This is a genomic window from Streptococcus sp. GMD1S, from assembly GCF_000296875.1.
Lineage (GTDB): Bacteria > Bacillota > Bacilli > Lactobacillales > Streptococcaceae > Streptococcus.
Map to the genome: position 1 here is coordinate 1 of NZ_AJQY01000242.1, position 702 is coordinate 702.

At 39.6% G+C, this 702-nt stretch carries 1 protein-coding gene and 1 pseudogene; both read right to left on the reverse strand.

What is annotated here, in order from left to right; all coding sequences use genetic code 11:
• Nucleotides 1–80: pseudogene (locus GMD1S_RS11885) on the reverse strand (cytochrome c biogenesis protein CcdA); the annotation flags it as partial.
• A 163-nt stretch (nt 81–243) separates the two neighbouring features.
• A partial coding sequence (locus tag GMD1S_RS08555) for a GNAT family N-acetyltransferase (RefSeq protein WP_000851897.1) occupies nt 244–702 on the reverse strand: 459 nt, incomplete at its 5' end.

Below are 702 nucleotides of genomic sequence, written 5' to 3' on the forward strand. Positions count from 1 at the left end.
AACAAGGGTAAAATACAAGGAGAAAAGAAGGAAAGAATTCCAGCAAGAAAAACACTAATAAAAAAGATTACATTGTCCATTGCCTTCCTCCATTCTTTGATTTGATAGGTCTATTATATCCCCAAAACTCCAGAAAAAACAGGGACAATGATAGGGAAAAATAGGAATTTAATCAGCTTATTTAGAAATCTGGCACAAAAAAAGCCAGACAAGGTCTGACTTTGGTAGAAACAGAAAAGAGAATCACCTGTCCTCCCTACTTATCTGGTAATAAATAAGGTCCGCAACGTAGTCTTTTCTCTCCACACCATTGGCAATGGTTTTTAGATAAGACATTCCCGCTTTTTCCATAACACGGCCTGAAGCTAGATTGAGACTAGCGTAACGAGCTCTGACTTTTTGAAAGCCTGCTTGAGTAAAACAAAAATCTAACACAGCTTTCAAGGCCTCTGTCATCATACCTCGGCCCCAAAAGTTTTTTCCTAAAACATACCCAATTTCACAACTTAAATCTTCCTCGTGCATTTCAATGATGCTGATATCTCCTATCACATGCTCTGGGTTCTCTTTGAGACAAATGGCCCATTTGTAATAGTTGGGATTAGTATAGGATGCAACCCAATTTCGAATCGAGTTCCGAGTCGCTTCAACATCAGGATGAGGATCCCAGGTGACATAGGTCAGATTCTCAGCAGACGAAGC